At 64.9% G+C, this 24,056-nt stretch carries 23 protein-coding genes; 14 read left to right on the top strand and 9 right to left on the bottom strand.

What is annotated here, in order from left to right; genetic code table 11:
- A partial coding sequence (locus BST27_RS18705) for a PE family protein (RefSeq protein WP_139805233.1) occupies positions 1-586 on the bottom strand: 586 nt, incomplete at its 3' end.
- A 401-nt stretch (positions 587-987) separates the two neighbouring features.
- Between BST27_RS18705 and BST27_RS18700 the strand changes: the two genes are divergently transcribed.
- Genes BST27_RS18700 through lipL form a run of 4 tightly spaced genes read left to right on the top strand, consistent with a single transcriptional unit; the run spans position 988 to position 6,223 of the window.
- The gene (locus BST27_RS18700) at positions 988-2,145 is read left to right on the top strand and encodes an alkane 1-monooxygenase (protein WP_232007276.1); all 1,158 of its coding nucleotides are present in this window, start codon (positions 988-990) and stop codon (positions 2,143-2,145) included.
- Positions 2,142-3,764, top strand: a complete 1,623-nt coding sequence (locus BST27_RS18695) for a GMC oxidoreductase (RefSeq protein ID WP_069419304.1) — start codon at positions 2,142-2,144, stop codon at positions 3,762-3,764. Before BST27_RS18700 ends, BST27_RS18695 begins: the two co-directional genes overlap by 4 nt.
- A 60-nt stretch (positions 3,765-3,824) precedes the next feature.
- Positions 3,825-4,898 carry a serine hydrolase domain-containing protein gene (locus BST27_RS18690; RefSeq protein WP_069419385.1) on the top strand — a complete coding sequence of 358 codons (1,074 nt, stop codon included), beginning with the start codon at positions 3,825-3,827 and terminating at the stop codon, positions 4,896-4,898.
- A gap of 53 nt (positions 4,899-4,951) precedes the next feature.
- A complete protein-coding gene (gene lipL, locus BST27_RS18685) occupies positions 4,952-6,223 on the top strand; it encodes an esterase/beta-lactamase LipL (protein WP_069419305.1) in 1,272 nt (423 codons plus the stop codon).
- Positions 6,224-6,241: 18 nt separating this feature from the next.
- On the opposite strand, the gene BST27_RS18680 is transcribed toward lipL, so the two are convergent.
- Positions 6,242-6,616, bottom strand: coding sequence for a hypothetical protein (locus tag BST27_RS18680; RefSeq protein ID WP_069419386.1), 375 nt, complete (start codon positions 6,614-6,616; stop codon positions 6,242-6,244).
- Between the two features lie 85 nt (positions 6,617-6,701).
- On the opposite strand from BST27_RS18680, the gene BST27_RS18675 reads away from it, so the two are divergent.
- Both BST27_RS18675 and BST27_RS18670 read left to right on the top strand, forming a co-directional pair.
- Positions 6,702-8,528 carry a fatty acyl-AMP ligase gene (locus BST27_RS18675; RefSeq protein ID WP_069419306.1) on the top strand — a complete coding sequence of 609 codons (1,827 nt, stop codon included), beginning with the start codon at positions 6,702-6,704 and terminating at the stop codon, positions 8,526-8,528.
- Positions 8,529-8,730: 202 nt separating this feature from the next.
- Complete coding sequence (locus tag BST27_RS18670) at positions 8,731-9,495, top strand: YqjF family protein (protein ID WP_232007277.1); 765 nt, start codon at positions 8,731-8,733, stop codon at positions 9,493-9,495.
- Here the strand turns inward: BST27_RS18670 and BST27_RS18665 are convergent.
- Together BST27_RS18665 and BST27_RS18660 are read right to left on the bottom strand one after the other, a co-directional pair.
- Complete coding sequence (locus BST27_RS18665; RefSeq protein ID WP_139805232.1) at positions 9,489-9,923, bottom strand: hypothetical protein; 435 nt, start codon at positions 9,921-9,923, stop codon at positions 9,489-9,491. The two genes, BST27_RS18670 and BST27_RS18665, sit on opposite strands and share 7 nt — an antisense overlap.
- Positions 9,904-10,671, bottom strand: coding sequence for an SDR family oxidoreductase (locus BST27_RS18660; RefSeq protein ID WP_069419308.1), 768 nt, complete (start codon positions 10,669-10,671; stop codon positions 9,904-9,906). The genes BST27_RS18665 and BST27_RS18660 overlap by 20 nt, the downstream gene beginning before the upstream one ends.
- A gap of 19 nt (positions 10,672-10,690) precedes the next feature.
- Between BST27_RS18660 and BST27_RS18655 the strand changes: the two genes are divergently transcribed.
- Entirely contained in the window at positions 10,691-11,167 is a 477-nt protein-coding gene (locus tag BST27_RS18655) for a nuclear transport factor 2 family protein (protein ID WP_069419309.1), read from the top strand.
- On the opposite strand, the gene BST27_RS18650 is transcribed toward BST27_RS18655, so the two are convergent.
- On the bottom strand, positions 11,168-11,905 hold the full coding sequence (locus BST27_RS18650; protein ID WP_069419388.1) for a DJ-1/PfpI family protein: 738 nt from the start codon (positions 11,903-11,905) through the stop codon (positions 11,168-11,170).
- 17 nt (positions 11,906-11,922) lie between these two features.
- Positions 11,923-12,882 carry a GlxA family transcriptional regulator gene (locus BST27_RS18645; protein ID WP_069419310.1) on the bottom strand — a complete coding sequence of 320 codons (960 nt, stop codon included), beginning with the start codon at positions 12,880-12,882 and terminating at the stop codon, positions 11,923-11,925.
- A 118-nt stretch (positions 12,883-13,000) separates the two neighbouring features.
- On the opposite strand from BST27_RS18645, the gene tpx reads away from it, so the two are divergent.
- Positions 13,001-13,498 (top strand): thiol peroxidase, encoded by a 498-nt coding sequence (gene tpx, locus BST27_RS18640; protein WP_069419311.1) that lies wholly within the window; start codon positions 13,001-13,003, stop codon positions 13,496-13,498.
- 21 nt (positions 13,499-13,519) lie between these two features.
- On the opposite strand, the gene BST27_RS18635 is transcribed toward tpx, so the two are convergent.
- Genes BST27_RS18635 through BST27_RS18625 form a run of 3 tightly spaced genes read right to left on the bottom strand, consistent with a single transcriptional unit; the run spans position 13,520 to position 16,768 of the window.
- A complete protein-coding gene (locus BST27_RS18635; protein ID WP_069419312.1) occupies positions 13,520-14,572 on the bottom strand; it encodes an acyl-CoA dehydrogenase family protein in 1,053 nt (350 codons plus the stop codon).
- Position 14,573: 1 nt separating this feature from the next.
- On the bottom strand, positions 14,574-15,791 hold the full coding sequence (locus tag BST27_RS18630) for an acyl-CoA dehydrogenase (protein ID WP_069419389.1): 1,218 nt from the start codon (positions 15,789-15,791) through the stop codon (positions 14,574-14,576).
- 14 nt (positions 15,792-15,805) lie between these two features.
- A complete protein-coding gene (locus tag BST27_RS18625) occupies positions 15,806-16,768 on the bottom strand; it encodes an enoyl-CoA hydratase (RefSeq protein ID WP_069419313.1) in 963 nt (320 codons plus the stop codon).
- A gap of 215 nt (positions 16,769-16,983) precedes the next feature.
- Between BST27_RS18625 and BST27_RS18615 the strand changes: the two genes are divergently transcribed.
- From BST27_RS18615 to BST27_RS18590, 6 genes are read left to right on the top strand one after another with little or no spacing between them, the layout of a single operon-like run.
- Positions 16,984-18,093, top strand: coding sequence for an LLM class flavin-dependent oxidoreductase (locus tag BST27_RS18615; protein ID WP_069419314.1), 1,110 nt, complete (start codon positions 16,984-16,986; stop codon positions 18,091-18,093).
- Positions 18,094-18,103: 10 nt separating this feature from the next.
- Positions 18,104-20,608: an FAD-binding oxidoreductase gene (locus BST27_RS18610; protein WP_069419315.1), complete on the top strand. Its 2,505-nt coding sequence runs from the start codon at positions 18,104-18,106 to the stop codon at positions 20,606-20,608.
- 12 nt (positions 20,609-20,620) lie between these two features.
- Positions 20,621-21,691, top strand: a complete 1,071-nt coding sequence (locus tag BST27_RS18605; protein ID WP_069419316.1) for an alpha/beta fold hydrolase — start codon at positions 20,621-20,623, stop codon at positions 21,689-21,691.
- The gene (locus BST27_RS18600; RefSeq protein WP_069419317.1) at positions 21,688-22,206 is read left to right on the top strand and encodes a flavin reductase family protein; all 519 of its coding nucleotides are present in this window, start codon (positions 21,688-21,690) and stop codon (positions 22,204-22,206) included. The genes BST27_RS18605 and BST27_RS18600 overlap by 4 nt, the downstream gene beginning before the upstream one ends.
- A complete protein-coding gene (locus BST27_RS18595; protein ID WP_069419318.1) occupies positions 22,203-23,270 on the top strand; it encodes a 3,4-dihydroxy-2-butanone-4-phosphate synthase in 1,068 nt (355 codons plus the stop codon). Before BST27_RS18600 ends, BST27_RS18595 begins: the two co-directional genes overlap by 4 nt.
- Entirely contained in the window at positions 23,267-24,046 is a 780-nt protein-coding gene (locus BST27_RS18590; protein ID WP_069419319.1) for an SDR family oxidoreductase, read from the top strand. Before BST27_RS18595 ends, BST27_RS18590 begins: the two co-directional genes overlap by 4 nt.
- Positions 24,047-24,056 lie beyond the last annotated feature (10 nt).

The raw sequence follows: 24,056 nt of genomic DNA, 5'->3' as shown, positions 1-24,056 counted from the left end.
CCAAACTGGCACCGTTGCCCGCATTACCCCCTTCGGAGAGCCCGCCGGCCCCGCCCGCGCCCCCGGTGCCAATAAGCCCGGCCGCTCCGCCGGCGCCGCCGTTTTGTCCCCGGGCACCGGACCCACCATTCCCGCCGTTGCCGATCAGCCATCCACCGGGAGCCCCGTCCTGTCCGGTGCCCGGGGCGCCGTTGGCACCGTTGCCGATGATGGGGCGCCCGGTCAGGAGCAGGCTGGGTGTGTTGATCAGCCGAAGGACTTCCTGCTGCACAAACTGCACCGGGTTGTCGGTGAGAGCCGGAGTATTCGCTGCCTCAGCGCTGGCGTACGCCTGCGCACCAGCGGTCAGGGCCTGCACGAACTGGTTGTGAAAGTTTGCTGCTTGTGTGCCGATCACCTGATAGGCCTGACCATGGGCGGAGAAGAACGCTGCGATAGCCGCCGACACCTCGTCAGCGCCCGCGGCTACCAACGCCGACGTCTGCGCCGCCGCCGCGCCGTTGGCCGTGTTCACCGCCGAACCGATACCGGCCAAGTCTGTGGCCGCCGCAACGAGCGCTTCCGGAGCCGTAACCAGAAAGGACATGCATGCAACCCGCTTTCCAAATCGGCGAGAGAATGTCCAGATGTTATAGCCCGCACCGCACCGGTACCGGAAACTCGTAACAAAACCGTTATGCGCCGCACTATTAATGCCGAAACTCTCGACAAGGTGATGAAAGCTCCCCCTCGATGAGTCTGTTGTGTAAAGTATGTGGACTTCCCCTGCAGGACACAGGCATATGCGGGTTTGATATCCACCGTCTGGCGCTTACTTTCGCTGTACTTACAGCACGGTTTCGTCACATGCCTCTGCTTTATTCGCTGTGATGTTCTAGTATCGCCGCGTTATCCCTGCGTTCGTTGCGGCAGAAAGGCGTCGTTTTGGGGTCAACCGAGTCGATTGCGCCATACGCTCAACACGGATATTCGCAGGCGAACGCAACGGTGCCAGTTTGGCGGGACAGCAAGAAATACCTGTGGCTGTTGGGTGCGGTAGTTCCCGGTCTGGTGGGACTTTCGTGGCTGTGCGTGTGGTTTATCGGCTACGAGGCTTTCTGGTGGATCGGCACGGTGCTGGCATTCGGGTTCGTTCCCTTGCTCGACCACGCTGTCGGAGGGGATAGCAGCAACCCGCCCGACAGCGCACTGGCTCAGTTGGAGCAAGACCCCATCTACCGGTGGGCCACCTATTTGTATCTGCCAGCGCAATATCTCTCTCTGCTGTTCGCATGCTGGCTCTGGGCCGGCGGCGGTTGGCTCACCATGACCATCGTCGACAAGGTGGGATTGATGGTGACCGTCGGAATAGTCGGCGGGTGTGCCATCAACGCCGCACACGACCTGGGACACAAAAGCACGGCGAACCACCGAAGGCTGAGCAAGATAGCGCTGGCCCAGACCTGCTACGGCCATTTCCACGTCGAGCACAACCGTGGACACCACGTCCGGGTCGCCACGCCGGAGGACCCGGCCAGCGCGCGCTTGGGGGAGAGCGTCTACCGCTTCATCCCACGCTCGGTAGTGGGTGGCCTCCGGTCGGCGTGGGCCCTCGAAGCGCGACGGTTGGCGCGCAAGAATCAGCGCCCGTACTCGCTGGGCAATAACATTCTGAACGCCTGGCTGCTCAGCGTCGCGCTGTTTGCTGTGCTCGCATGCTGGTTTGGCGTAGTCGTGCTGCCGTGGCTGATCGGCCAGGCGGCAGTCGGAATTTGCCTGCTGGAGACCGTCAACTACCTGGAGCACTACGGGCTGCGGCGCCAGCGGGTGTCCGACGTCCGCTACGAGCCCGTGTCGCGCGCCCACAGCTGGAACAGCGACACGATCGTCTCGAGTGTCTTTCTGTATCACCTGCAACGGCATTCGGACCACCACGCCAACCCGCTGCGCAGATATCAGGCACTCCACCATGCCCACGAAGCGCCGCTGCTGCCTTCCGGGTACGCCGGCATGATCGTGACCGCCTGGATCCCGCCCTGGTGGCGGCGTCTGATGGACCGACGAGTGGTCGAGCACTACGGCGGTGACGTCCGGTTGGCGGCGGTTTGCCCCCGGCATCGCAAGCAGTTGTTGGCACGGTATCCGCCGGAGCCGCTGGTGCAATGACACCCATTTCGCGCAGACAGCTGTTGCGCGCGGGCCTCGCGGCCGCGGCGGGCACCGTCGGCGCGGGCATTGTCGGGTGCGGATCCAACCGGAACCCCGCGGCGCTTCGCCGCCACTACCAAGCCATCGTGATCGGTAGTGGCTACGGCGGAGGGGTGTCAGCGCTGCGGCTCGGTCAGGCCGGTGTGCAGACGCTGATCATCGAGAAGGGCAGGCTGTGGGACACCCCCGACAACGACAACAAACGATTCTCGAGGATGTTGCCGCCCGACACACGTGCGGGCTGGTTCACCCCACACCCACCGAGTCTGGTCCCTTCCTATGAGGGGGTTTCGATCGATGCGGTAGCCGAGCGCGTGCCCTCGCCCCAGCCGGTCCAGGCCGGGATATGCGACAAGGTCGCCCTGGGGGCACACACCGTGTTCCGCGGTATCGCGGTCGGCGGCGGGTCGATGATCAACGCCGCCATTGCCGCCATTCCGACCCCGGCCCAACTTCGCGCCGCCTTCCCCGACATCGACCCGTCCGAGTTCGTACGCACCTACATCCAGCGAGCCGCCAATGCCCTTCGCATCAACTACCGCGACATGGAATGGTTCGAGCAAACACCGGTATTCCAGTATGCGCGGGTGGGCCGACAATATGCGGCAGCGGCCGGATATGACGTCGACTACAACGGCAGCGCGTACTCCTTTGATTACCTGAGAAAGGAAGAAGCGCACGAGGTTCCACGCTCCGCGTTGAACCTTGAGCAGCAGTACGGAAACAACTACGGCCGCTTCGGCAGCGTCGACCAGACCTACATCGCGGCCGCGTTGGCCACCCAAAAAGTCACCCTGCAGGCTCTCACGGAAGTAACGGAGATCCGGCGCGAGCGCTCCGGTGAGTACGTCGTGTCCGCCCGCGAAATCGACCGGTGGGGCAAGGAGATCGCGCGCCACGAATTCGGGTGCAAGCAATTGTTCCTCAGCGCGGGAGTCCTGGGCACCAACAAGCTGCTGCTGCGGGCCCGCGAGACCGGGACGCTGCCCAACCTGAGCGCAGAGATCGGGCACGGATACGGCAACAACGGCGACGTCATGGTCACCCACACGGTCAAGGAAAGCGATCCGACCGGCACCGAGCAGTCTCTGCTCGGCATGATCAACATCGACGGCCGTGACGACCCGGACAACCCGATCTACGCCAGCGTGTTCTCGATTCCACTGCCGGTGGAGACTTTCACGCTGGGTTACTACGCCATGGTCAAGACTGGCGACCGTGCGACCATAACCTACGATCGCCACTCCGACGCGATCACCATCGACTGGCCGCAAGCCTATAGCGACCACTTAACCCAAAGAGCGCAAGCGGTTTTCGACAAAATAGTCCACGCCAACGACGTTGATTACCGCAGCGACATCTTCAACGGAAATGTGTTCGAGCCCTACACGGTCCATCCGTTGGGGGGCGTCGTGCGGGGTATCGCCACCGACAACTTCGGGCGCGTCGATAATTATGACAACCTCTACGTAAATGACGCGTCGTTGCTCCCCGGCTATCTTGGCTGCAACCCGTTTATGACCGTTACCGCGCTCGCCGAACGAAACATCGAGGCAATTCTGCAAGGACGCCGCTAAGGTTTCGCCGGGTGACCGGCTACGCTGCCAGCCGTGCCGCGCTTGGGCAAGCTCACCATTATGGCGGTCTCGGCGGTGCTCGTTGCCTGTGGCGGCCACCCCTCATCAACAGTCGCCACCACCCCAACCACGACCGCAACCGCTACCGAGAAAGCCCGCAGCAGCCAAGCCGTTCTCGACGACGCGATCAAAGCCGATGAACCGGGATGTTCGGCCGCGGTAGGTGTCGAGGGCAAGGTCGTGTGGACGGGGGTTCGCGGCGTCCAAAATCTGGGTACCGGCGAGAAGATCACCAGCGACACGGTGTTCGACATCGCCTCGGTGTCCAAGCAATTCACTGCCACCGCGATACTGCTGATGGTTCAGGCGGGGAAGCTGACGCTGGACGACGCGGTGTCCCAATATGTGTCCGATCTGCCCCCGTGGGCCACCAGAGTCAGTGTGGGGCAGCTGATGCACCAAACCAGCGGCATTCCCGATTACACCGGCTTGCTGCAAGAGAAGGGCTTCCAGCTCGGCGACGCAACCACCCAAACACAAGCGCTACAAGCTGTGGCAGACGTACCGGAGCTGGCCTTCAAGCCCGGGTCACGCTACGAGTACTCGAACTCCAACTACCTGCTGCTCGGCGAGATCGTCCACCGGGTTGCCGCCCAGCCGCTGGCGGACTATTTGGCGGCACAGATCTTCCAGCCGCTCGGCCTGGGCATGGTGCTGGACCCCGTCGGACGAATTCCCAACAAGGCCATGTCATATACGACAGGCGGCAGCGAACGCGAGTATGAGCTGGCCAATTCCGCGTGGGAACAGGTCGGTGACGGTGGCATCCAAACCACCCCCTCGCAGCTGGTGCGCTGGGGCGACAACTACCGGACCGGCAATGTGGGCGGACCGCAGCTGCTCGACGCGCAGCTCGCGGGCGCGGTCGAAACCGAACCCGGTGGCAGCGACCGCTATGGCGCGGGGATCTTCGTGCTCGCCAACGGCATGCTCGAGCACGACGGCTCCTGGGCCGGCTTCGTCAGCGACTTTCGAGTCAGCGGCGACCGGCGCACCTCGGTGGCCGTCAGCTGCAACGCCGACAAACAGGATCCCGAAGCCATGACCGAGGCGATCGGGCGCCTTTGGATGTAGAAATTGCGGGTTCTTCTAGGCTGGGCGCACCCCGGCCTGCAATCATGCACGGTATGGCGAAAGCGTCTGTCCTCACTCCCGATAACGGCCTGCCGTCCGGCGCGCAGGGTGCCTGCGATTCACGCTTCGCGAATGTGGTCCGCGCGCTCGTCGCGTTGTTCCCCACCCGCAAGTTGGGCGGTGGCGCGCTGTCGGTCTACATCGACGGCGTGCAGGTCGTCGACGTCTGGACCGGTTATGCGGACCGACGCGGCAAGGTGCCCTGGACCGCAGACACCGGTGCCATGGTTTTTTCCGCGACCAAAGGACTGGCCGCGACCGTAATCCATCGACTGGTGGATCGGGGGTTGCTGTCCTACGACGCACCTGTCGCCGACTATTGGCCTGAATTCGGCGCCAGCGGCAAATCCAAGATCACCATCAGCGACGTGTTGCGGCACCGCAGTGGGCTATCGCACCTCAAGGGAGTGCGGAAGAACAATGTGCTGGACCACCTTCAGATGGAAGAACGGTTGGCCCAGCTGCCGCTGGACAGTTCGCACGGGAAGACCGCCTACCACGCCATCACGTACGGCTGGCTGCTGTCGGGGTTGGCCCGGGCGGTCACCGGCAAAGGCATGCGGCAGCTGTTCCGCGAAGAGCTCGCACAGCCGCTGGACACCGACGGCCTGCACTTGGGGCGCCCGCCGGGTGACGCGCCCACCACGGCGGCGCAAACGCTTATGCCGCAAGCGAATATCCCAACCCCGCTGCTGGACTTCGTGGCACCAAAAGTGATCGGGTTGACTTCCACCGGCCTGTTGGCATCCATGTATTTCCCCGGCATCATGTCGATGCTGCAGGGGGATATGCCGTTCCTCGACGGCGAGGTTCCGGCCGTGAACGGCGTCGTGACCGCACGCGGCCTGGCCAAACTGTACGGCGCCATCGCCAACGACGGCTCCATCGAGGGAACGCGGCTGCTGTCGTCGGATCTGGTGCGCGAGCTGAAGGGAGAACCCGACCTCACCCCCGACCTGAACCTGGGGATCCCGTTCACCTACCACCAGGGCTACCAGTCGTCACCGGTGCCGGGACTGCTGCCCGGGTACGGTCACATCGGTCTCGGCGGCACTCTCGGCTGGGCCGATCCGGACACCGGCAGCTCGATCGCGTACGTGCACAATCGGCTGCTGACGCTGATGTTGCTGGACATGGGTTCGTTCGCCGGGCTCGCTCCGCTGCTGAGCAGCGCAATCGCGACCGCTCGCCGGGAAGGGCCGCTGGAGGTGCCGCATCAGGGTTCCTCCTACTACGAACCTGCCCAGCAGGAGCCCGCGTCGTAGGGCGTACCACACACTTCGTTACAGCTCGTAGATCAGCACCCACACCAGCGCGGCCACGAGCAGCACCAGCACCGCCATGATCGCCCACCGGGCCGCCCGCGTTTGGCGATGAAACCAAGCCAGCAATTGGCTGAAGCGCCAGTCGGTCCATGCGTACGCACGTGCCGCCCAATCCGCCTCGACCGCCAGCAGACGAAACGCGACTAGGACCATTGGGACGCCTATTTCGGGCAGCAGCACGATCAGCGGGATGGACGCGGCCAGTAACGCACCGCCGAGGACGACGACCAACGCGCGAACCGGCACGGGCCTGCTACGACCACGTTGCCGGTAGGCGAACACCCGGGCCAGTGCGGCCTCGCGGGTCGTAACCGGATGCTCGCCTGCGTTCACGTTTGCTCCTGGGTAGACCGCCAGCGTGGCTCGCACCACACCACGCTTGCGCCGACGGGGGACCGGTCATTTATAGACTGCGGTTATGGAAGGCGGTGCCCAGTCGAGGTCGGTGGTGTATGACGGCCTGCTACGCATCGAGGATTGTTTAGACGTCGACGGCAACATCGTGTTGCCCCCGGAGACCACGCTGATCTCGCTGATCGACCGCAACATCAGGCACGTCGGGAACGAGGTCGCCTACCGCTTCCTGGACCACACCGGCGCTGGCGACGCACGTGCTCTCGACGTCACCTGGGCCCAGTTCGGCGTCCGCCTGCGCGCCGTCACAGCGCACGTGCAGCAGATCGCCGGCCCGGGAGATCGCGTTGCGATCCTGGCGCCGCAGAGCATCGACTGGGTTGTCGGCCACTACGCCGCGATCAAGGCAGGCACGGTCGCGGTGCCGCTGTTCGCCCCGGAACTTCCCGGCCACGCCGAACGTCTCGAAACGGCGCTGCGCGACTCGCGACCGACCGCCGTACTCACCACTACATCCGCCAAAGCCGCCATCGAAAACTTCCTGGGTACTCTCACCGGCCTGCCGACGCCGCGTGTCCTCGTCATCGACGAGATCCCAGATTCGGCCGAAGACCTGTTCACTCCAGTCCACCTGGACGTCGACGCCGTTGCGTACCTGCAGTACACCTCCGGGGCAACGCGACCCCCTATCGGCGTGGAGATCACCCACCGAGCGGTCGCCACGAATCTGGCGCAGATGATCCTGTCGATCGACCTGATGAACCGAAACACCCACGGCGTCAGTTGGTTACCCCTCTACCACGACATGGGCCTGTCGATGATCGGCTTTCCGACGGTCTACGGCGGCCACACCACGCTGATGTCACCCACCGCGTTTGTGCGTCGGCCGCAGCGGTGGATCCAGGCGTTGTCCGACGAATGCCGGACCGGACGCGTCGTCACCGCGGCTCCGAATTTCGCCTACGAGTGGGCGGCTCAGCGTGGACTGCCTGCCGCCGGTGACGACATCAACCTGAACAACGTGGTGCTGATCATCGGCTCCGAACCGGTCAGCATCAACGCGGTCAACATGTTCAACAAGGCGTTCGCTCCGTATGGATTGCCGCGCACCGCATTCAAGCCGTCGTACGGAATCGCCGAGGCGACGCTGATGATCGCCACCATTGCCCCTGACGCCGAGACGTCGGTCATCTATCTGGACCGGGAGCGACTGGGCGCGGGGGAGGCGGTGCAGGTTGCGGCCGATCACCCGAATGCCGTTGGGCAGGTGTCATGTGGCCAGGTAGCCCGCAGTCTTTCCGCGGTGATCGTGGATCCCGAGACCGGTGCCGAGTTGCCGGACGGCCGGGTGGGCGAACCCTGGTTGCAGGGCGACAACGTCGGAAGAGGTTACTGGGGACGGCCCGACGAGACGCAGCTGACGTTTGGCGCAAAACTGACCTCGACGCTGCCCGAGGGCAGCCACGTCAATGGCGCCAAGATCGACGGGAACTGGCTGCGGACCGGCGATCTCGCCGTATATCTCGACGGCGAGCTGTATGTCACTGGCCGGATCGCCGACCTCATCACCATCGACGGCAAGAACCACTACCCGCAAGACATCGAGGCCACCGTCGCGGAGGCATCGCCGATGGTTCGACGTGGATACGTGACGGCGTTCGCGGTGCCGGAGGGCCTGGTGGTCATCGCCGAACGGGCCACGGGTACCAGCCGCGCCGATCCCGCACCCGCTGTCGACACGATCCGCGCGGCAGTGTCGAGTCGGCATGGGCTGCCCGTCGCCGACGTCCGTTTCCTGCCCGCCGGCGGCATCCCACGCACCACCAGCGGCAAGCTGGCCCGAGTGGCCTGCCGCGCGGAATACCTGAGCGGCACTCTCGGGGTGCATTAGCCGCGGGCCAGGTCTCGTGCGCGCCGAACGTGTGGCCTGTGCACCGACAACATCGAGATGCGGGCCATGCGCCACACGCTCGGCGCGGTCGCCGAGTCCACAGTCGGCGCGTAAGCCCGCCGAACGTGTGGCCTGTGCACCAAAATCGTCGAAATTCGGGACATCGCGCCCACGTTCGGCGGCCGACTGTCACCATGGTCCGGTGACTGCCACGCCGTCTCCTGACGAACCCCACCAGATCCCCGAGTTGGCGGGTTACCCGATCACACCGCCACCGTTGGTTCGTCCGGTCACCTTCGACCAGTTCTGGCGCGACCTGACCTTCATCCACTGGCCGGTAGCGCCGGACAGCATCGCGCATTTGTACCCGCCGGGGACCCGTCCCGACGTCTTCGCCGACGGGCTGACCTACGTGGGACTGGTGCCGTTCACCATGACCACCAAACTCGGTGCGGCACTGCCGCTTCCGTATCTCGGGTCATTCCATGAAACCAACGTGCGGCTGTACTCGATCGACGACGCCGGCCGGCATGGGGTGCTGTTCCGGTCGCTGGAGACCACTCGCCTGGCGGTGGTGCCGGTAACCCGGATCGGGCTGGGCGTTCCCTACACCTGGGCGAAAATGCGAATAACACGCTCCGGCAACAAAATCACGTATCACAGCGTGCGACGCTGGCCCCAGCGCGGACTGCACAATCGGGTGACGGTCGCCGTCGGCGACGCGATCGAACCGACCCCGCTTGAGGTTTGGCTCACCGCACGCTGGGGCGCCCACACCCGCAGGGCGGGCCGGACGTGGTGGCTCCCCAACGTGCACGACGAATGGCCGCTGCGGGCCGCCGAAATCGTCGAACTGCACGACGAACTGGTCCAGGCGGCCGGGGTGCGGCCGGCCGGCGACCGGCTGCGTGCCCTCTTCTCGCCCGGAGTCCGCACCCAGTTCGGGCGACCCAGCGTAGTTCAGTAGGCGAGCACGTGAAAGTGCCCGTCGGGGCAATGACCTTCGACGCCGCTGAACGGGCCGTCGTCGAATTCCCGCCAATCCCAATGCTCGCCGCAGTAACACGCCGCACACTCTGGACAATGAAATGGCGCGTACGCGTAGCCCATTCGGTAAAGCGCCGCGGCGTCCCGGTCGGCAATCGCGTAGCTCACCCATTCCATGCGTTCGCTGGAGACGGGATTGGTGGCGACTCCGAAGAAGGTCTCCACCAGGAGCGCGGCCTGCCGCATCGGCCGATACATCACATCGAGCTCAGCCAAAGCCTGCAAAGACGGCGCACCATCCTCGGAGACCGCATCGGCCGAAGTGAGGAACTTGACGCGGCCCGCTGGCCCACCGCACACCGCGCAATCGAACCGGGCCTCGCCCGGCTCAGGGGAGGGTGTATCCACCGTCGATCACAATGTCGGAGCCTGTCATGTAGCTGGACGCCTCGCTCGCCAAATAGAGGTATAGGCCGGTGAGTTCTTCGGGGCGGCCGATGCGGCCGAGCGGAATCTTGGGTTTCCACAGCGCATGAAGGTCCGACAGCGGCTCGACCAACTCGGTGAGGATGTAGCCCGGGCTGACGCTGTTCACCCGGATATTGTGCGGAGCCATCTCCACGGCCAACGCCTTGGTCAGCTGAATCACCGCGGCCTTGGACGCGCAGTAGTGGCCCATCGGTTGAGAGATGTTGATGATGTGTCCCGACATGGAGGCCGTGGTGATGATGGATCCACCCCGACCCTGCTCGACCATCGCCCTGGCCGCCGCTTGGGCGGTTAGGAAGACGCCGGTGACGTTGGTGTCCTGAATGCGTTGAAAATCCTCGGGCGACATGTCCAACAGCGGTGCGAGTTCGAGGATGCCGGCGTTGGCGACGGCGATGTCGATCCCACCCAACTCGGCGACGACCTTGTCCACCATGCCGCTCACCTGCTCCGGTTGAGTCACGTCGCAAGCGATGGGCAGGGCGGTGCCGCCGGCCGCGACGATCTCCTCGGCGACCTTTTGCAAGACATCGAAATGCCTTGCCGCAATGGCTACTTGCGCCCCAGCCTCCGCGTACGCCAGCGCCACCCGCTTGCCGATCCCGGTCGACGCTCCGGTGATCAGTGCCGTTTTGCCATGCAAGTCGAACAACTCCAATACGCTCACGCGTTCTAGTGTGTCCGTTATGGGCAAGTTCACCAAGGCAGAGATCGAGCAAGCCGTCAGGCACTACACCGCCGTCGCCGAGGGGTGCTCAGCCTCCGGCGACTGGAGTCCCTTTGCAGATCTGTTCACCGAAGATGTCGTCTACACCGAACACCACTACGGGGTGTTCCACGGGCGCGAGGCGGTCCGTGAGTGGATCGTTGCGGTGATGGCCCCGTTCCCGCACATGCGATTTCCGTCCGAATGGATCGCCTACGACGAAGACAATGACGCCGTCGTGATGATGATCAAGAACTTGCTCGACCACCCGACCGACCCCCACCAAGAGCCGTTCTGGTTCCCGAACTGGACCAGGCTGGTCTACGCCGGAGACGGCCTGTTCTCCAGCGAAGAAGACATCTACAACCCCAACCGCGACGCGCCGGGTGTCGTCAGCGCCTGGCTGGAAGCCGGCGGCCGACTGGCCTCGACGAAGTTTCTGGAACCCAAGGCGTGATCAGACGCGCTCCAAGACCCGCCTGCGCCGACGAGACCGCACCGCGTTCAGCGCCCGTTCCCACGCCAGCAACGTCCCTGCCTTGAGCGCGGCCGGCGTCGCATTGTCCTTGGAAAGCAACGCGGTCGCCGCCGCTTTGGTGGTCGCTGAAGCCTTCGACATGTGGCCACAGTCGAACGGTGGCTGTGGGTCGTACTCGAGCATCAGCTGAATGGCCTTGGCGCGGCCTTCACCACCCAGCCGGCCGGCCAACCACAACCCAAGGTCGATCCCCGCAGAAACGCCCGCGCTGGTGATGACGTTGTCCTGGTGCACAATTCGCTCGTCACCGACGGGCGTGACGCCGAACGCCTTCAGCGCGGGAAGGCTGATCCAGTGCGACGTCGCGCGCCGGCCCTGCAGCAGACCGGCGGCGGCCAGAATCACCGAGCCCGAACACACCGAAGCCGTCCAGGTGGCGGTCTGGTGGGCCTGACGCAACCATTCCAGCAACTTCTCATCCCGCGCGGCCACCGGCGTCCCCGGCCCACCCGGCACGACAATCAAGTCAGGCGAAGGAGTTTCGTCCAGTGAGTGCGTGGCACCGATGACCAGAACGCCGGAGTCGGCGGTGACCGGCCCGACCTCATGCCAAACGAACCGGACCTCGGTCTGCGGCAGATTCCGCAACACCTCATACGGACCGATCATGTCCAACGCGGTAAATCCGGGGTATGCCACAAACGCGATCTGGGTCATCGTCATCTCCTCAGTTGTCAAGCAAAAGCTTTGCGGTACTGGTCCGGCGAGATACCGATCCGGCGAATGAAATTGCGCCGCATGGTTTCTGCGGTGCCAAAACCACACCGAGCGGCGATCGCCACCACGGTGTCGTCGGTTTCCTCCAACTGCCGACGCGCGGCCTCGGTGCGGATGCGCTCGACGTATTGCCCCGGAGCCTCACCGACCTCTTCGGTGAACACCCGGGTGAAGTGCCGCGGACTCATCGCCGCCCGCTGGGCCAGTTCCTCGATGCTGTGCGAACCACCCGGTTGCGCCTCGATCGCTTCCTGAACCTCCCGGATCGACGGGCGCTTGGCCCGGGGCATCCACACCGGCGCGGCGAACTGCGTCTGGCCGCCGGGGCGACGCAAGTACAGGACGAGCCAGCGGGCAACCGTTTGCGCGACTTCGGTGCCGTGGTCGTCTTCGATCAATGACAGCGCGAGATCGATGCCCGAGGTAACGCCCGCGGCGGTCCAGACCTTCTCGGAACTCCGCATGAAGATCGGGTCTGGGTTGACGTCGACCCCCGGAAACTCACGAGCCAACCGATCGGCGAAAGCCCAGTGTGTGGTCACCCGGCAGCCGTCCAGCAGGCCCGCCTCCGCCGCCAGGAAGGCACCCGTGCAGACCGTCACGACGCGCCGCGCGGTGTCGGCGACGGCCTTGATCCAGGCCAGGAGCTCCGCATCGGTCCGCGCGGCGTCGACCCCGGCGCCGCCCGGCACGATGACGGTGTCAATGCCGTCGGCGACGTCACTCGGATCGGGCAACGGCGTCGACACGAACGCCAGGCCGGTTGGGGTCGTGATGGGCTGACCGTCCAGGGAGCCCACCACCACGTCGTATCCGCTGTTCGTCAGCATCGATGCGCCGGTGAACACGTCATAGGGGCCCACCACGTCGAGTGACTGCACGCCAGGGAAGCCGACGATGACCACTTTGCGGGGCATACGTCCCATCATGGCCACCGCAGATCGTGGCGTCTATGACGTGTACCCCACAGATTAGGACACAGCGGCGCCATGGCCCGGGTCATCGCCGCCTCAGCGGTCTTGGCAGACTGTGCCCATGGCACAGATAACCCTGCGTGGGAACCCGATCAATACCGTCGGCGAGCTACCCGAGGTCGGCTCTCCGGCCCCGAGTTTCACCCTGACCGGAGCGGATCTCGGGTCGGTGAGCAGCGATCAGTTTCAGGGTAAGTCCTTGCTGCTGAACATCTTCCCGTCCGTCGACACACCCGTGTGTGCGACGAGCGTGCGTACCTTCAATGAACGCGCCGCCGCCAGTGGCGGCACCGTGGTGTGTGTCTCGAAGGATCTGCCGTTCGCCCAGAAGCGCTTTTGCGGTGCCGAGGGCATTGAAAACGTGACCACCGCGTCGGCGTTCCGGGACAGCTTCGGCGAGGACTATGGGGTGACCATCGCCGACGGACCGATGGCCGGCCTGTTGTCGCGGGCGATCGTGGTGATCGGCGCCGACGGGAACGTCGCCTACACCGAGCTCGTGCCGGAGATCGCACAAGAGCCGGACTACGACGCCGCCCTGGCCGCGCTGAACGCCTGACGTCCTGAGCGCCAGCAGGTCTCAGAGGCCGACGCGATCGGCCAGCAGGGCGCGGTGCTGGGCGGTACTGCCGAACATCGCCTCGGCAGTCTTGGCACGGCGGAAGTAGCGATGCAGCTCGTGCTCCCAGGTGAACGCGATACCACCGTGCACCTGAATGGCGTTGCCTGCGCATAACGCGAAGGTGTCCGCCGCCTGAGCCTTCGCCAGCGGCGCGGCGACCGCGAGTTCGCGGTCGTCCGCGGCGCTCATGGTGGCGTACATGACGGTGGCCCGGGTCGCGTCCACCTCGATCAGCATGTCGGCGCAGGCGTGTTTGACCGCCTGAAACGAACCGATCGGGCGGTCGAATTGCCTTCGGCTGCAGGCATATCTCACGGCCATTTCCAGACACGCTTCCGCTCCGCCGAGCATCTCGGCGGCCAGCAGCAGCCGGGCCACGTCGAGGACACGCTCGATGTCGTCGGCGGAACCCGCGGCCAAGACATCGGCCGGAGCTTGCGCCAACTGCAGCGCGGCGACGGGGCGGGTGGCGTCGAACGAGTTCAACGGCGTCACCGTGACCCCCGCCGCATCGGCCGCCACCACATGCAGGCGCACCGCGCCCTCCGTGGCAGCGGGCACCACGAAGACGTCGGCAACCTGGCCGTGCAAGACAGGGTTGCAGTTGCCGGTCAGAACCGTGCGGCCATCGCGCTGTTCGGCACGCACCGTCGTTGCCGAGAAGTCACCGCCACACCACGCAAGTGTGCCAATCTGCTCCCCGCTCAGCAGGCCGGCCAGCAGTGTCTTGCACTGGTCCTCATCGCCCGTGCGCAGGAGCGCTTCAATCGCAAACATCGTGGCCGCGAACGGAACTGGCGTCAGCACCCGGCCGAGTTCCTCGAACGCGACGGCGGTTTCGACAAGGGTCGCCCCCACTCCGCCGTACTCCGGTGGTACGTGCAGTCCGGGCAACTCGAGCTCGTTACACAGCCGCTGCCAGACCTCCCGGTCGCGGCCGCCGGCCCTACGCAGCAATCCGCGCAGTGAAGCTCGAAAAGCCTCTTGCTCGGTGCTGTAACCGAAGTCCAAGTCAGTTCCTCGCTTCCTTGGGCAACCCCAGCAGCCGTTCGCCGATGACGTTGCGCTGTATCTGTGAGCTGCCGGCATAGATCGTCGCGGCGCGCGCGTAGAGCAATTCGTCCATCCAGCACGCGGGGGAGTTCGGGGTGCCCGCCTCCGGAGCCAGCCGCGCTTCGCCGTTTCCCGGTCCCGACGGGCAGAGCGCCTCAAGGCCCAGGATTTCGGCCGCGAGCTCGGTATAGCGGCGGAAGTACTCGCTCCAGATGACCTTGGTGATCGCCGCCTCGGCACCGGGCAGCTGTCCGTTCAGGGACAAGGTGAGGCCGCGGTAGCCCCGATATCGCATGATCTGGACACGGGAATAGCACCACGCCAACCGATCTCGAATGAGTGGGTCGGTGGTCAACCCGCGCTCGCGGGCCAGTTCGCACAGCCGCTCCAGGTCGCGGCCGAAATCGATGGCCGCGGTGGTGAGCTGTGAGGCACGTTCGAAGCCGAGCACCGTCATCGCGGTGGACCAGCCGTCGCCAGCCCTGCCGACGATGTTGTCGGCCCTGGTCCGCGCATCGGTCAGGAACACCTCGCAGAACAGCGAGTGTCCGGCGGCGTTGACGATCGGCCGCACCGCCACTCCGGGCTGGTCCATGGGCACCAACAGGAACGACAGGCCCTGATGCTTCGGCACGCTCGGATCGGTTCGCACCAGCAGGAAGATCCAGTTCGCCGTGGCACCCGCCGATGTCCAGATCTTCTGACCGTTGATCACCCACTCGTCCCCGTCCCGGACGGCCCGGGTACGCACGGATGCCAGATCCGAACCCGCCTCGGGTTCGGAAAAGCCTTGGCACCAGCGGTCTTCACCGCTGAGGATGCGCGGCAGGAAATGCCGCTTCTGCTCCTCGGTACCGAGCGCGATCAAGGCGTTGCCCAACAAATCGATACCCAACAGGTCGTTCTCCGCCCGCTCCGGCGCGCCGGCCCGGGCGAACTCCTCGGCCAGTACCACCTGCTCGATAGCGGAAAGACCACCGCCGCCGTATTCCTTCGGCCACGACACGGCGACCAAACCGGCCGCGGCCAAGGATTCCCGCCACTGTGCCGCGAACGCTTCCCGGTCGCCTGGTGCCAGTGCTCCGGGACCCGACCAGCCGGGCGGCAGGTGCTCGGCCAGAAACGCGCGGATCCTGTCGCGGAATGCCTCCGCTTCGGGTGGGTAGCTGATATCCACGCCGAGCACCCAGGTCAGGGCCGATGCTTGTGCGCGGGCAGGATCTCCGGGGCGGCGCGCCAGTCGTCGAGTCCGTACTCGACCGTTCCGTACGACAGCTCCCCGCCGGTGACCTCGCCCCAATGCGCGTGGTTGAGCTGGTGAATCTTGAAGCAACCGTCCAACGCGGTGTTGAAGCCCATCGCGTCGACGGTCTGATTCACCGATTCCTTGATCAGCAGGGCGGCCATGGTCGGCACCTTGGCGATGCGACGTGCGAATTCAATTGTGCTGGTTGATAGTTCGCCAAGCGGAAACACTTTGCTCACCATGCCCAGCGCGTGTGCCTCGTCGGCGCCGATGCAGTCGCCGGTGAGCAGCAGTTCCTTGGATTTGCGCGGACCGAACTCCCAGGGGTGGCCGAAGTACTCGACCCCGCACATGCCGAGCCGTGTTCCGACGACGTCGGCGAAGACGGCGTCCTCACTGGCGACGATCAGATCACAGCACCAGGCCAGCATCAGACCGGCCGACAGGACCGTCCCGTGCACCTGGGCGATGGTGATCTTGCGCAGCTCGCGCCACCTCTTCGTGTTCTCGAAGTAGTAGTGCCACTCCTGGCGGTTGCGAGACTCCACCCCGCCGTAGGTCCCCCCGTTGCACTGGTAGGTGGGGTGCTGCCCGGGGCCCGGCGAACGCTCCCGGACGTCGTCGGCGGACCCGAGGTCATGGCCGGCCGAGAAGGCGGGGCCCGCCGCCCGCAGGATGACGACGCGGACCACGTCGTCGGCCTCGGCGAGCTCGAACGCCGTGCCAAGTTCCACCAGCATTCCGCGGGTCTGGGCGTTGCGTTGCTTGGGTCTGTTGAGGGTGATCGCCGCGATGCGGCCGTCGTCGATCGTCTCGTATTCGATGAAGTCGAAGTGCGGTAAGGAGCGCTCCCCGTCCGACCGGCGATCGAGCGGACTCCCGTTTGGAGTCGGCAGGGCGACGTTCATGGCAGCTCCTTGTCGGTGCTCACTGCGCGCAGAACAAGTGACCTGTGCGAGATTACGCGGCAGATGACCAACATGTCCATAGCCGATACGCGACTTGTTCACGAATATTCACGCAAAAACCCATGCAAAAAGGGTCTTGTGTGCAGTAAAGTATCTTGCTAGTACTGTCATGTACCTACCGAAGACGCCGCGGGCCCAACCACGAAGGGTGAACGATGGAGATCGGAATATTCCTCATGCCGGCGCATCCGCCGGAGCGCACCCTCTACGACGCGACTCAGTGGGACCTGGACATGATCGAACTGGCCGACCAGCTCGGTTACGTGGAAGCATGGGTGGGCGAGCACTTCACCGTGCCCTGGGAACCGATCTGCGCTCCTGACCTGCTGTTGGCGCAGGCGCTGCTCCGCACGAAAAACATCAAGCTCGCGCCGGGCGCCCACTTGTTGCCCTACCACCACCCGGTCGAATTGGCCCATCGGGTGGCCTATTTCGACCACCTCGCCCAGGGACGTTTCATGCTCGGCGTGGGTGCCAGTGGCATTCCGGGGGACTGGGCGCTCTATGACGTGGACGGCAAGAACGGCGAGCATCGGGACATGACCCGGGAAGCGCTCGAGATCATGCTGCGCATCTGGACCGAGGACGAGCCCTGGGAGCATCGCGGGAAGTACTGGAACGCCAACGGAATTGCGCCGATGTTCGAAGGCCTGATGAAGCGCCACATCAAGCCCTTCCAGAAGCCCCACCCACCCATCGGCGTCACCGGCTTCAGCGCTGGCTCGGACACGCTGAAGCTGGCCGGCGAACGCGGCTATATCCCAATGAGTTTGGACCTCAACGCCGAATATGTTGCCACGCACTGGGATGCGGTGCTGGAAGGCGCTGAACGGAGCGGCCGCACGCCGGATCGCAACGACTGGCGGTTGGTACGTGAGGTATTCGTAGCCGAGACCGACGAACAGGCATTCCGCTATGCCGTCGACGGAACGATGGGCCGCGCGATGCGTGAATACGTGCTGCCGACGTTCCGGATGTTCGGCATGACGAAGTTCTACAAGCACAATCCGACGGTGCCCGACGAGGACGTGACGGCGGAATACCTCGCAGAGAACACCTTCGTGGTGGGCTCGGTGGACACGGTGGTCGACAAGCTCGAGGCGACCTACGATCAGGTCGGCGGTTTCGGCCATCTGCTAGTCCTCGGGTTCGACTACTCCGACAACCCTGGACCGTGGAAGGAGTCACTGCGGTTGTTGGCCGAGGAGGTCATGCCCAGACTCAATGCCCGTATCGCCAAGAAGCCCGTCACTGTGGCCGTTTAGGGGCAGCGAAATGGATCGTCAAGTCACTGTCGGCTACTCGGACGGCACGCACAAAACGATGCCGGTGCGGCCGGACCAGACGGTCCTGGACGCCGCCGAGGAGCACGGCGTCGCCATCGTCAACGAATGTCAAAGCGGCATATGCGGTACCTGCGTGGCCACCTGCACCGCAGGGAAGTACACGATGGGCCGCACCGAGGGCCTGTCCGACGTGGAGCGCGCGGCGCGAAAAATCCTCACCTGTCAGACATTCGCCGATACCGACTGCCGGATCGAACTTCAGTATCCGGCCGACGACAATGCCGCATTGTTGGTCACCGGAGACGGCGTGGTGACCGGAGTCGACCTGGTGTCGCCCACCACGGCGCTGCTGCGGATCGATGTCTCAGGTATGGCGGGCACCCTGAACTACAAGGCCGGCCAGTTCGCCCAGTTGCAGGTTCCCGGCACCACCACTTGGCGCAACTACTCCTACGCGCACCCCGCCGACGGACGCTCCGAGTTGGAGTTCATTGTTCGACTGCTGCCCGACGGGGTGATGTCGAACTACCTCCGCAGCCACGCGAAGCCCGGTGACCACATCGCGCTGCGATGCAGCAAGGGCAACTTCTATCTGCGTCCCGTGGTACGGCCGATCATCCTGGTCGCGGGCGGGACGGGGCTGTCTGCGATCTTGGCGATGGCCGAAAGCCTGGATGCCGACGCCGCCCAACCCGTCTATCTGCTCTACGGAGTGACCTCTCCCGAAGACCTCTGCAAGCTCGACGAACTCTCGGCACTGCGACGTCGGATTTCCCAGCTGGAGGTCCACGTCATCGTCGCAAATCCGGCGCCGGACTGGGATGGCCGGACGGGTCTGGTCACCGATCTACTCGACGAACGAATGCTTGCCGGCGGTGACGCCGACGTCTACCTGTGCGGACCCGCCGCCATGGTCGAAGCCACCCGAACCTGGTTGGAAAACAACGGCTTCCATCGGGCCGGACTGTACTACGAGAAGTTCGTCGCCAGCGGCGCGACGCGGCGGACCAAGCCCGTCCACAAGGAGTACACCGAACCCGAAATCGCCGAGGTGCGCCGGCGCGGGCGCGGCACCGCCGTGGTCATCGGAGGCAGCATCGCGGGCATCGCCGCGGCCAAGGTCTGCAGTGAAACGTTCGAACGCGTCATCGTGCTCGAGAAGGACGACCCGCATCGCCGGCGAGAGGGCCGGCCGGGCGCGGCGCAGGGCTGGCACCTGCATCACCTGCTCACCGCGGGGCAGATCGAGTTGGAGCGCTTCTTCCCCGGCATCGTCGACGACATGGTGCGCGAGGGCGCCTTCAAGGTCGACATGGCGGCCCAGTACCGGATCCGGTTGGGCGGGAGCTGGAAGAAGCCCGGCACCAGCGATATCGAGATCGTCTGCGCGGGAAGGCCATTGCTGGAGTGGTGTGTGCGCCGTCGGTTGGATGACGAAGAACGCATCGATTTCCGCTACGAGTCCGAGGTCACCGACCTGATCTTCGACCGCAACAACAACACCGTCGTCGGCGTCGCCGTCGACCGCGGCGGCGGCGAACCAGAAGTGATTCCCGCCGAGTTCGTCGTCGACGCTTCGGGCAAGAACACCCGCGTTCCTGAGTTCTTAGAACGCATCGGGGTCGGAGCTCCCGAGGTCGAACAGGACATCATCAACTGCTTCTACTCGACCATGCAACACCGGGTTCCGCCGGAGCGGCAATGGCAGGACAAGGTGATGGTGATCTGCTACGCCTACCGTCCCTTCGAAGACACCTACGCCGCGCAGTACTACACCGACAGTTCGCGCACCATCCTGTCCACCTCGTTGGTCGCCTACAACTGTTATTCGCCCCCCCGAACGGCAAAGGAGTTCCGCGAGTTCGCCAACCTGATGCCGTCACCGGTCATCGGGGAGAACATCGACGGACTGGAGCCGGCGTCGCCGATCTACAACTTCCGCTATCCCAACATGCTTCGCCTGCACTATGAGAAGAAGCGCAACCTGCCGCGTGCACTCCTGGCCGTGGGCGACGCCTACACCAGTGCCGATCCCGTGTCAGGCCTGGGAATGAGCCTGGCCCTCAAAGAGGTTCGCGAGATGCAGCTGTTGCTCGCCAAGTACGGTCCCGGGCACCCGGATCTGCCGCGCCGGTACTACCGCTCGATCTCGAAGATGGCCGACACCGCCTGGTTCGTCATCCGCGAGCAGAACCTGCGCTTCGACTGGATGAAGGACGTCGACAAGAAACGGCCCTTCTACTTCCGGGTGCTCACCTGGTACATGGACCGGCTACTGGAATTGGTGCACGACGACCTGGACGCCTATCGCGAGTTCCTCGCCGTGGTCCATCTGGTCAAACCGCCTCTGGCGCTGATGAAACCCGGCATCGCCAGCCGCGTCCTGGGGAAGTGGGCGCGCACCAGGATGTCCGGTGAGAAGACATTGATCGCCCGCAACTACGAGAATCGCACCGTCCCCGTCCCGCCGGCGAATCAACTTGTCGACGCTTAGGAGAAACCGAAGATGTCACAGACTCATCGAATGCTGAACTGCCGGGGCACCCGCATCCATGCGGTCGAGGACGGCCCTTCGGGACCCGAGGCGCCGTTGGTGGTGCTGTTACACGGTTTTCCGGAGTCCTGGTATTCGTGGCGCAACCAGATTCCCGCGCTGGCCGAGGCCGGTTACCGGGTGGTGGCCATCGACCAACGCGGCTACGGTCGGTCATCGAAGTACCGCGTCCAAACCGCCTACCGGATCAAGGAATTGGTGGGTGACGTGGTTGGCGTCCTGGATGCCTACGGCGCGGACAAGGCCTTCGTTGTCGGCCACGACTGGGGTGCGCCGGTGGCGTGGACGTTCGCCTGGCTGCACCCGGAGCGTTGCGCCGGCGTGGTCGGCATCAGCGTTCCGTTCGCCGGCCGCGGCGTAATCGGCTTGCCGGGTTGCCCGTTCGGCGAGCACCGGCCCAACGACTACCACCTGATACTCGCCGGCGAGGGCCGGGTCTGGTATCAGGACTACTTCTCCGCGCAGGACGGCATCATCGCCGAGATCGAAGAAGACGTTCGCGGCTGGCTGCTAGGTCTGACGTATACGGTCGCGGGTGAGGGGATGATGGCGGCGACCAAGGCTGCGGTCGATGCGGGCGTCGATCTGACCGCCATGGACCCCATCGACGTGATCCGCGCAGGCCCACTATGCATGGCCGAAGGCGCACGACTCAAGGACGCGTTCGTCTATCCCGAGACAATGCCATCCTGGTTCACCGATGACGACCTGGACTTCTACACAAACGAATTCGAGCGTTCCGGGTTCGGCGGTCCGTTGAGCTTCTACCACAACATCGACAACGACTGGCACGATCTGGCCGACCAGGAAGGCAAGCCGCTCACTCCGCCGGCGCTGTTCATCGGCGGCCAGTACGACGTCGGTACCACCTGGGGCGCCGAAGCCGTCGAGCGCGCGGACGAGGTCATGACGGACTACCGCGGCACCCACATGGTTGCCGACGTGGGGCACTGGATTCAGCAGGAGGCGCCCGAGGAAACCAATGCGGTGTTGCTCGAATTCCTTGGCGGGCTGCGCAAGTGACTTCGTTGGTCGACAACCGCCTTGGCCACCTTGATGAGGCCCAGTTACGAAGGGCGTTTGGTTGTTTCCCGTCCGGGGTGATCGCGATCTGCGCAATCGCCGACAGCGGGCCGGTTGGGATGGCGGCGAGTTCGTTCATACCAGTCTCGCTTGACCCGCCGTTGGTATCCGTCTGCATTCAGAACAGTTCGACGACCTGGCCGCAATTGCGACTCAGCCCGCGACTCGGCCTCAGCGTGCTCGCCGAAGGACACCACCATGCCTGCATGAGCTTGTCGCGCAAGGGTGGCGACCGGTTCGCCGGCGTGTCCTGGACGGAACTGTCGGGCGGCGGCGTCGTCATCCACGACGCCAGCGCCTGGTTGCAATGCCGGCTGCACGCCGAGGTGCCCGCGGGCGATCACCTGATAGCACTGCTCGAGATCTGTGCCCTGGAGGCAAGTCCGGACATTCCGCCACTCGTATTCCACAACAGCCGATTCCGTCGGCTCACCGACGCCGGAGAGCCCAGATGAAAACGACGGACGTGCGGGTTCGCCGGGCGATCACGGCTGTCGCTACCGGTCAACCCGTCGTGCTGAGCAACGGAACCGAGGGGGACGGTTATCTGGTCTGCGCGGCCGAAGCCGCTACCGCCCGGCTGATGACCTTCATCGTCCGTCACACCTCGGGTTATGTCCGTGCCGCGCTGCCGGTTTCGGAATGCGAGCGGCTGAACCTTCCCCCCATCAGTCACCACGACACCGCGCAGTGCGTCTCGGTCGACGTCCGCGGCACCGGCACCGGGATCTCGGCACGCGACCGAGCCCACACCATCGCTGCGCTCGCATCGTCCGAGTCCGTCGCTACGGACTTTCACCGGCCGGGGCATGTGCTCCCGGTGCGCGCCAACCCCGAGGGTGTGCTGGGGTGCCCGTCGCCGGCGGAAGCGGCTATCGACTTGGCGCGCATGGCCGGACGGGGGCCGGCCGCTGCACTCGCTGAGGTTGTTTCTCGGCGTAATCCCGCGCAGATTGCCCGCGGGACCGAACTCGTCGAGTTCGCCGTCGAACACGGACTAGCCGTGGTCTCGATCACCGAGCTGGTGGCATACCGGCGCCGGACCGAGCCGCAGGTGGTTCGGTTGGCCGAGGCCATCCTGCCGACCTGGGCCGGTGACTCACGGGTCATCGGCTTCCGCGATGTGCACGCCGGCGGCGAACATTTGGTCGCGATCGTAGGCACGGTCGATGCCGGAGTACCGGTGCCGCTGCATGTTCACGTGGAGTGCCTCACGGGGGATGTGTTCGGCTCCAAGGCATGCCGATGCGGCGGCGAGCTCAACGGCGCATTGGCCAGGATGTCGGCCCAGGGCAGCGGCGTGGTGGTCTATCTGCGCCCGTCCGGTCCACCGCGCGCCTGCGGCCTGTTGACGTCCAGCGATGCCGCCACCGACCCGATGTCCGAGACCGTGGCGTGGATCCTGCGCGACCTCGGGGTGTATGCGATCAAGCTGTCTGAAGACGCGCCGGGATTTGGTCTGGTGATGTTCGGCGGCATTCGCGAGCAAGGTATTTCGACCTTGGCGGCGGCAGGATGACGCGTTCCGCGCATTCCGATCTCGCCGGAAAGGCCGCGATCGTGACCGGGGCCGGTGCCGGCATCGGCTTCGCCGTGGCCGAGCGACTCGTCGCCGAGGGATGCAACGTTCTTTGCGCTGACGTCGACGGCGCCGCTGCCGATGCGGCCGCGCTGAAGATCGGTTCCGGCGCCGTCGGTCATCGGGTCGATGTCAGCGACGAGGCTCAGGTGATCGGGATGGTGGAAGCCTGCGTAGCCGAGTTCGGCGGGGTGGACAAGCTCGTCGCCAACGCCGGTGTGGTTCATTTCGCTTCGCTGACCGACACGACGGTCGAAGACTTCGATCGCATCATCGCGATCAACCTGCGCGGAGCATGGTTGTGCACGAAGCATGCGGCCCCCAGGATGATCGAGCGCGGCGGGGGAGCGATCGTCAACATGTCATCACTGGCCGGCCATATCGGGGTTGCGGGCAGCTCCGCATACGGGATGTCCAAGGCTGGAATCAGCCACCTGAGCCGGGTCACCGCGGCGGAACTGCGCCCCTATTGCGTGCGCTCCAACGCGCTGCTACCCGCGTTCGTCGACACACCCATGCAGCAGACCGCGATGACGATGTTCGATGAAACTCTCGGTGCGGGCGGTGCCCGTCAGTTGATCACCCGCCTGCAGGGCCGTATGGCCGCACCCGAGGAGATGGCCGGCATCGTGGCTTTCCTGTTGTCCGACGACGCGTCAATGATCAACGGCAGCACGCAGATTGCCGACGGGGGAACCATCGCCGCGTTGTGGTGAGAGCGCTCGG

This window comes from Mycobacterium intermedium (assembly GCF_002086275.1).
In the GTDB taxonomy this organism is placed as follows: domain Bacteria; phylum Actinomycetota; class Actinomycetes; order Mycobacteriales; family Mycobacteriaceae; genus Mycobacterium; species Mycobacterium intermedium.
Note: the sequence above shows the minus strand (reverse complement) of the source record. Positions and strands in the feature narration are given on the sequence as shown.